The sequence below is a fragment of the Algoriphagus sp. UBA3586 genome, from assembly GCF_002376385.1.
Taxonomy (GTDB): Bacteria; Bacteroidota; Bacteroidia; order Cytophagales; family Cyclobacteriaceae; genus Algoriphagus; species Algoriphagus ornithinivorans.
The window spans coordinates 1-7,567 of record NZ_DFMT01000036.1; the positions used below are offsets into that span (position 1 = coordinate 1).

Sequence of the window (7,567 nt, forward strand, 5' to 3'; positions counted from 1 at the left end):
ACTTTTGAGACAGCCTCTTTTTAATTTTTGATGAAAAAGCTTTAGGCAGGCAGCACGAATTCAAATTCCGTGTAACTCTCGGAGTCAGATGAAATATGGATTTTAGAACCATGGATTTCCAGAATTTTTCGAACAATAGCCAAACCAAGTCCTGAGCCTTCAATCCCCTTCATGTCCTTGTCTACCTTATAGTATCGATCAAAAATGGACTCCAAATCTTCCTTTGGAATGCCTTCACCGGAGTTTTTTACCCGTATTTTCACTCCTCCTGGTGCGCTACAGGCCTCCAATTCGATGTGACCATGATCCGGTGTGTACTTTACCGCATTATCCAGTAGATTCTGAATTACCCGATCAATCAAATACAAATCAGCCTCCACAACTGGCAAATTCGCACAGATACTAGAACTGATAGAAATGTCTTTGGATTGGGCTAAGAGTTCGTATTTCAAACTGGAATCTACCAGCAATTCCTGGATTTTCAGCTTCTCCTTTTTAACCTGCATCTGTCCAGACTCCAATTTGGAAAGGTCAAATAGATCCGTTACCAGTTTGGTCAATTTATCAACCGAGTTGAGAATTATTTTGTAGTAACTTCGTTTTTCATCCGGGGTCAGCTTTTCATCCCGAATTTGAAGGGTTTCCACATAGCCATTGATAATCGCCAGAGGATTTCGCAGATCATGGGATACATTGGCAATCAATTCCCGACGAAGCGCATCTACATTTTTGAGTTCCTCAATATTATCCAGAATGGTATCTGCCATGGAATTGAAGGTTTTGCCTAGCAATGCCAAATCAGAATTGGAGGTAGACTGGGGCACTCTGGACTGCAAATCTCCTTCTTTGAAAGCTTCCACAGCCACGACTACTTTTCGAAGGTGTCTAGTCCACCAAGCTATCAAAACCAAGCCGATTAATAGCCCTACGATCAAGGTAATGAGGATGGAATTCAGCGTCAACCCTAGCCAATACGAACCTAATAAATCAGAGCTGATGGCATCGAATTTTTCACTTTCCAAAGTGATGTAAACATAGCCTTGGAGTTCCCCATTTTCATAAACCGGCGCCGCGGAAAACACTGATGTCGTTCCGGGATTTCGAGGATCATCTCCCAGCACAAATTCACTGCCTCCTTCAGATATAAACTGTTCCACTGGTGCGATATCAACAGCCTTTAACTTGACCAATTGATCCAACACCACATAGGATAAAATCTCCCCTTTCGGATTCAACAAATACACCTCAATTCCAGGATTGACGGCCATCATGGAATGCATAATCACTACTAAGGCCTCTTCGTTGATTTTACCATCCTGAAAGGGATTGACTTCCTTGATTAAATAAGAAGCAACTTCCGCATTGAGTTTTTGGGTAGTTTCCTGAAAATACCGCTGGGCATTTTTGGTGGTTATCAGAATATAGGAGGCACCAACCAGAAGTAAAACCAGGATAAAGGAAAGCGATAATCTCCAATAAAGACTTTTCATGATTTTCGGGGATTAGAGTTCGTCATTGAAGCGATAACCTACGCCCCAAGTGGTCAAGATGTAGGAAGGATTGTTGGGATCTGATTCGATTTTGGATCGAAGCCGGTTGATATGAGCATTAACTGTATGTTCATATCCACTGAAATCATATCCCCAAATCAATTCCAGCAGCTCCCCTCTTGAGTAGCTTCTTCCGGGATTTTTTGCCATGAGATACAAAAGGTCAAATTCCTTGGGAGTCAATTCTACCCTTTTTTGATCGAATTGTACCTTTCGTTTTTCTACATCGATTTCCAAAAGTCCCTGTGAAATGAGCGTTTTTTCTTTTTTCAATGCTAAAAGCTGGAGCTCCTGTCTTCGAAGAATAGCTTTGACCCGAGCCAAAAATTCCCGGATTTTGAAGGGTTTGGTCAGATAATCATCTGCTCCTGACTCAAGACCCATGACTTTATCTATTTCCTCTGACTTGGCTGTCAGCATCAGAATTGGGGTGAAAATTTCCAAAGCACGGAGTCGCTGACAGATCTGTATTCCATTCATCTCAGGAAGCATCACATCCAAAATTAAGAGGTCGAATTCTCCTTTATTGGCTCTTTCAAATCCCTTTCCACCATGATCAGCTACTTCCACTGCATAGCCCTCATCCTTTAGGTGAAGTTGGAGGAGTTCATTGATGTTCGGGTCATCTTCTACAACAAGTATTTTTTTCATAGATACACTGCTAGGCTGAAAAATAATCCCAAAAGATCACGAAAGTATCACAAGGCTGAAAATTCTTAATCGAGGGAAACTTTCAAAAATTCAATCTTTATTTCAAATCCTATTTTTCACCTACCCCAAAATCATCTCCAAAACCTTCTCCCTATCCAGATCATTGAGCAATTCATGATGAGCGCCTTCCAAAATTTCAATGGTCTTATCATTTAGAACTGATATATCAGTTTAGATAACCTTCGCCACTTCAATAGGTAGCTGATTAAAAGTTTAAATGAGATTGTAATTAATTTATAAGACAAAAAACTAACTGTGACACCAAAATTCATTCAAATGAGGGAAGTCTATTTGAATCAATTATTTATTAGAAATTTAATGACTTCCACTCCATTCAAAGATTTTAGCCTTAACAAATACGTACCCGAACTTAAGCCCTCCATGTCAAGAAATATTTCATTATTTACCTTCTGAAAATCAACTATCTCTTTTACTATTGTTCCTTTACTATCGATAATTTCAATTTTATATAGACCAGGATCAATAGTTTTAAGATAGGAAATATGAACTTTCCCACTACTTGGATTTGGAAATAGGGTTATTTTCCCATTTTTCTCATTACCATCTAAACTTAATAATATATCTACTTTTACTATCGCCATTCCACGGCTTTGGTTTCCGCTAAAATCTGTGACGATCAGTTCCACATTATTAATACCTTGATCTTTGATATCAAAACTGTCTTTTGAAAGAGCATAAGTAGCTATTTCACAATTATCATAAGAGCCATCATTTATATCGTTTGGAGAAATACTGGCCTTCCCATCCTCATTGAGAAAAATATCTAAATTCTTGACTCTTACTATTGGAGATAACCTATCTAGAACATTGACCAATACTTCCGTGCTATCTGAATTCCCGCTAACATCAATAGCTTTGAAAAATATTGGATTTTCACCGAGATCAGTACAATCAAAGTAACTTTTTGAAATAGACAACGCCTTTATTGCAACATTGTCAAATGTTCCGTTATTTACATCACTGGCTGAAATTTGAACTTTCCCACTTTCATCAAGTTCCACTTCAATATTCTTCACCTTCAAAGTAGGTGGAATATCGTCTGTTTTTTTGACCTTAATAAATTGAGTTCGGGAAATTGAATTAGATCCTACTGAATTACTACTCGTCAATGTAACCGAATAAATTCCTTCTTCTTGGTAGCTAACTATTGGATTTTTACTAGTACTAGAACTTGGATCTCCCCCTTCAAAAGTCCAAGCCCAGCTTTCAGGTTCTTGACTTGTTAAATCAAAAAATCTCACTTTTTCATTCGTATAAATTTCCAATTTATCTGCTCCAAAAAAAGCTACAGGACTTAAAAGTGGTTCCGACTTTGTCACTTGATCTATAATCCTTAAAGTCTCATTTTCGCAAACACTACAAAAAGGCCTACCTAAAAATCTCATCAAGCAATTTTGGTGAGGTCGATACCAGCTGGGTGATTCCTGATGAGGGAAAATCCCCACACCATTTTGGTTTAAAAAAGAGCTCCATCGTATTGTTCCAGGATTATTGTTTGTTGTCATATTCGGGGATTCTCTAGCATAAGAATCTCCAACCCAATATTCATCAGAAAGCTTTGAGAAAGTATGGCCCATTTCATGAACCATAATTTGTACGGCATCTGGGTGAGTAGAAAAAGTTGCTATAGCTCCTCCTGCACCTCCGTATCGCTGATCATTGACCATGAGGAGCGCTATATCAAAAAAAGGAATTGTGGAATTAAGTACCGAATATACTTTATTGATCTTGGTTGGAGTTAACAAGCGCTCAATATTGGAAGTATTATAAGAGCTTCCAAAGTAATTATCTATGGGTTCATTGGGACTTGTAGCTGCTCCAGATACATTAGATACAATTTTAACCGCGTAAACATTAAACATCATTTCTTTGGATTTCCACGGTTCAAGTTTAAACATCTCCGAAATATTTCGTGAAGCATCTTCCAAAAATTTATCTTGTTGCTCCAAGGTATAACCGTCACCTAGAATTACCAGATTAATCACTTTTTCTGGTGACCCACTTTGTTTTAGTATTTCTATGGGAAAAACCTGAGAAAAGCATAATGCCTGAATAGAAAAATATATGATTAATGAAATGGAGAGCCACTTTTTCATTGAATTTTAGGTTTATCGAGTTGTAATAAATTCAAATTTCTCCATTCACCTGAGTAAAATTTATCCACACTAACTAGCTCAAAACATTCATCCCACTGAATCCGAACATAAAATTCTTCCTGCTCCACCTCTACTGACTTAGAGGTTAAAATATTTAAAGAATCTCCTGCGGCATATTCATACCTTTTCATTAAAGGGTTAGGGATAATTTTTTGGGCACAAACATTCCCATCTTTCGACAAGAATGAGACTCTTAAATCCTCTTCATTATAATCCAATGGTGTATCCAAGTTACCCCTGAGCCTTCCAACATTGGTCAAGGTATTAATGATTTTCACTGAATCTTTTGAATTAATTCGTAAGGACAAAATTAAGATTTCGGGAGTTGATTCAGAGGGTACTTCCAAAACCTCTTCTTGCTTTCCTTCAGGTAAATTAACCTTGCTTTTGCAGGCCAAAACAGAAAAAATGAATATAAGACTTAACAGTTTACGCATCGGAACAACAATAAGACAAATTAAAACCTAAGTTTAAAATGAAATAGCTGTTAATAAATTAAAATCCATAAATATTTTAATCCAGAACTTAAATTAACTTTAATTATATCCTCTTTTCAAGCCACTCCAAAATCATCTCCAAAACCTTCTCCCTATCCAGATCATTGAGCAATTCATGATAAGCTCCTTCCAATATTTCAATGGTCTTATCTTTTGAAGGAGATTTTTCAAAAAGCAATTTGGAGCCTTCTGGATTTGTTAAGCGGTCGGCAGTGCCATGCATGACCAAAAAAGGGAAGTTAAATTTTTCAGCATTGCCCTGGATAAACCGCATCATTTGAAGTAGTTCGTAACCTGTCCGAACAGGGATTTTTCCCTGAAATACCAATGGGTCCTTTTTATATTTTTCCACTTCCTCAGGAATTCTGGATATCCCACTTATATCCAAAGCTAGTGCAGGAAGTTTGGGTAAAATTTTATTTAAAATCCCAGAAATAGCGATCAGGATGGCAAAAGTTCCCTCGGCTTCTTTGATTGCTGGGGCTGAAAGGATTATTCCCTGGGTTTCCGGTTGAAATTTAAGCGCATAAGCAACTGCCAATCCCCCACCCATACTGTGCCCAAAAATAAAGGAAGGCACTCCAGGCACATAGGCTTTCACTTTTCCATACAAGGCATGAATATCTTCCAGATAAGTTTCGTAGGAATCAAAATAAGCAGTTGGCTTATCCCGCGAAGACTGCCCATGCCCCCTTCCATCAAATGTAAAAACAGAGACACCTAAATTTACCAAGCCCTCAACCAAGCTTTGATATCTGGCGCTATGCTCTCCCAAACCATGGATCAAAAGTAAGGAAGCTATAGGAGCTCCCGACATCCAGGCTTGTAAATAGAGTTTTACTCCATCAGGAGCAGTATAAGATGTTTCAAGATGCTGCATATACCAAAGGATATTAGGACTTAGGAATAAAAGGTAATTAAATTACCTTTGAAAACAACGAAAGATAAAATTAAATACCTTTAAAAACTTGATTTAAACAGGATTAAGGGCATTTTTATAATTAAACTAAATAGAGTTTTGATCCTGAAAAACGACCGATAAACAGGTAATTTACCCAAAGATCACAAAGCTGAAACTAAACTAAACCCTCATCCCGAATCTCGTGTATGTGAATGGGTAATGTCAAAGAAAAATCCTACTGCTCATACGGAGAGTAAGGCTTTTCTCTTAGTTTAGTTGATCCCGACATTACTTTAGAAAGCCCTGTGGTGGGGCTTTCTTTTTTTTGTTTTAAAGCCAAATTAAAAGTCCATATCTTCTTATTTTTCAATTGTTTATGTTTTTATTTTTTTGTAAATTTTATTACACAAACCCAAAAAGCTATGGAAACTTCAGGCAAAATTCAGCATTGGGCTGACACACATCATCCCAGCTGGTTAGACTTCATTAGAATCGCTCTTGGACTTTTTATTCTTTATAAAGGAATTTTATTTATCTCTAATACCGGAGCTTTGTTAGAGATTATGAAAAATAGTGAACTACAGTTTTTTAATCTTGCTTTGGCTCATTATGTAGCTTTTGCACATTTGGTTGGCGGCTTATTGATCGCGCTTGGTTTGGTAACTCGATTTGCGATTATTTTTCAGTTACCCATTCTCTTTGTAGCTGTGTTTTTCGTCAACATAGAGCAGGGATTTCTCTCTGTTTCCAACAACTTGGAATTTGAACTTTCCCTAATTGTATTGATTCTGCTTTTTGTTTTTCTCTTTTACGGATCAGGAAGAGTATCTCTAGACTATTGGATGAAAAAGCATCCGAATTGGTAAAAAATTTCTTTTACTATTTATCAAGAAAAGAAGGCAGTCAGAACGACTGCCTTTTTTGATTTTTTGTCTTTTATAGAAAAACTGTATTAAAGCCAATTGTCGAAGTGATCCTGACTTTGTCAGGACGACCTCTCTGACCAGAATCAAGACATGCTAATCATCGACTTTTCATTGAACTTTCAGTACCGGGGTGACAGGATTTGGACAAAAACTCATAACTCAATGATATTCAATTGATTAATAGGGCTTTCAAAATTTCAGCTCACCTAATAACTCATCAACTTATTATTCCATTTAACCTTTTGATTTTCAAAAAAATTTAATAATGAAATTTTAAATTTGAAGGAATACTATAAATTGTATTTTTTCAAGTATTTTAATTTTCATTTTTTCAATACTAGCTTTTTTCTCCTTGGTAAACACGGCAAAAACATAATTAATTTTAATTGTAGAAATATCACCACTGTCAAAAATAATTAGTTTTCTACTTCAAAATTTTAAGGACCTAGTTTCAAGCGATAAATACAACACTACTAGTTTAAGGAAAGGAAGCCTAGGCTTCCTTTCCTTAGGCTGAATAATTAAATTAGTGTTGACATGCAAAAATTCAATCAGCTCAGCCTGGAGCAAAAATATCAAATCGAGGTTTTAAACAAAGAGGGATTCAATCAGACTGCGATAGCTCGTCGGGTAGGCGTACACAAAAGTACCATCAGCAGGGAACTGAAAAGAAACACCGGAAAACGGGGACGTAGTGCAGGAAATTACTCAGCTCGTATAGCAATGAACCGGGCTCAAGAACGCCATAAATACAAACCCAAACACCGACGGTTTACCGAGGCAATGAAGGAGCAGAGCAGAATCT

The 7,567-nt window shown here is 37.1% G+C and carries 7 protein-coding genes; 2 read left to right on the forward strand and 5 right to left on the reverse strand.

Annotated features, from left to right (window positions below; genetic code table 11):
- Nucleotides 1–41 precede the first annotated feature (41 nt).
- From B2906_RS13525 to B2906_RS13545, 5 genes are all read right to left on the reverse strand, one after another.
- Nucleotides 42–1,490: a sensor histidine kinase gene (locus B2906_RS13525; RefSeq protein ID WP_219959355.1), complete on the reverse strand. Its 1,449-nt coding sequence runs from the start codon at nt 1,488–1,490 to the stop codon at nt 42–44.
- 12 nt (nt 1,491–1,502) lie between these two features.
- A complete protein-coding gene (locus B2906_RS13530) occupies nt 1,503–2,201 on the reverse strand; it encodes a response regulator transcription factor (RefSeq protein WP_219959356.1) in 699 nt (232 codons plus the stop codon).
- Nucleotides 2,202–2,557: 356 nt separating this feature from the next.
- Nucleotides 2,558–4,378: a M64 family metallopeptidase gene (locus tag B2906_RS13535; RefSeq protein WP_255590673.1), complete on the reverse strand. Its 1,821-nt coding sequence runs from the start codon at nt 4,376–4,378 to the stop codon at nt 2,558–2,560.
- Nucleotides 4,375–4,875 carry a hypothetical protein gene (locus B2906_RS13540; RefSeq protein WP_219959358.1) on the reverse strand — a complete coding sequence of 167 codons (501 nt, stop codon included), beginning with the start codon at nt 4,873–4,875 and terminating at the stop codon, nt 4,375–4,377. Before B2906_RS13540 ends, B2906_RS13535 begins: the two co-directional genes overlap by 4 nt.
- A 103-nt stretch (nt 4,876–4,978) precedes the next feature.
- The gene (locus B2906_RS13545; RefSeq protein WP_219959359.1) at nt 4,979–5,815 is read right to left on the reverse strand and encodes an alpha/beta hydrolase; all 837 of its coding nucleotides are present in this window, start codon (nt 5,813–5,815) and stop codon (nt 4,979–4,981) included.
- A gap of 443 nt (nt 5,816–6,258) precedes the next feature.
- Between B2906_RS13545 and B2906_RS13550 the strand changes: the two genes are divergently transcribed.
- Nucleotides 6,259–6,702, forward strand: coding sequence for a DoxX family protein (locus B2906_RS13550; protein WP_144605312.1), 444 nt, complete (start codon nt 6,259–6,261; stop codon nt 6,700–6,702).
- A 597-nt stretch (nt 6,703–7,299) separates the two neighbouring features.
- Nucleotides 7,300–7,567: helix-turn-helix domain-containing protein (locus B2906_RS13555; protein WP_286940386.1), on the forward strand; the 268-nt coding region annotated here is incomplete at its 3' end.

Excerpts from the sequence above, each read along its gene's own strand:
- B2906_RS13525 (WP_219959355.1), bottom strand. The coding sequence starts at position 1,490 with ATGAAAAGTCTTTATTGGAGATTATCGCTTTCCTTTATCCTGGTTTTA.
- B2906_RS13530 (WP_219959356.1), bottom strand. The coding sequence starts at position 2,201 with ATGAAAAAAATACTTGTTGTAGAAGATGACCCGAACATCAATGAACTC.
- B2906_RS13535 (WP_255590673.1), bottom strand. The coding sequence starts at position 4,378 with ATGAAAAAGTGGCTCTCCATTTCATTAATCATATATTTTTCTATTCAG.
- B2906_RS13540 (WP_219959358.1), bottom strand. The coding sequence starts at position 4,875 with ATGCGTAAACTGTTAAGTCTTATATTCATTTTTTCTGTTTTGGCCTGC.
- B2906_RS13545 (WP_219959359.1), bottom strand. The coding sequence starts at position 5,815 with ATGCAGCATCTTGAAACATCTTATACTGCTCCTGATGGAGTAAAACTC.
- B2906_RS13550 (WP_144605312.1), top strand. The coding sequence starts at position 6,259 with ATGGAAACTTCAGGCAAAATTCAGCATTGGGCTGACACACATCATCCC.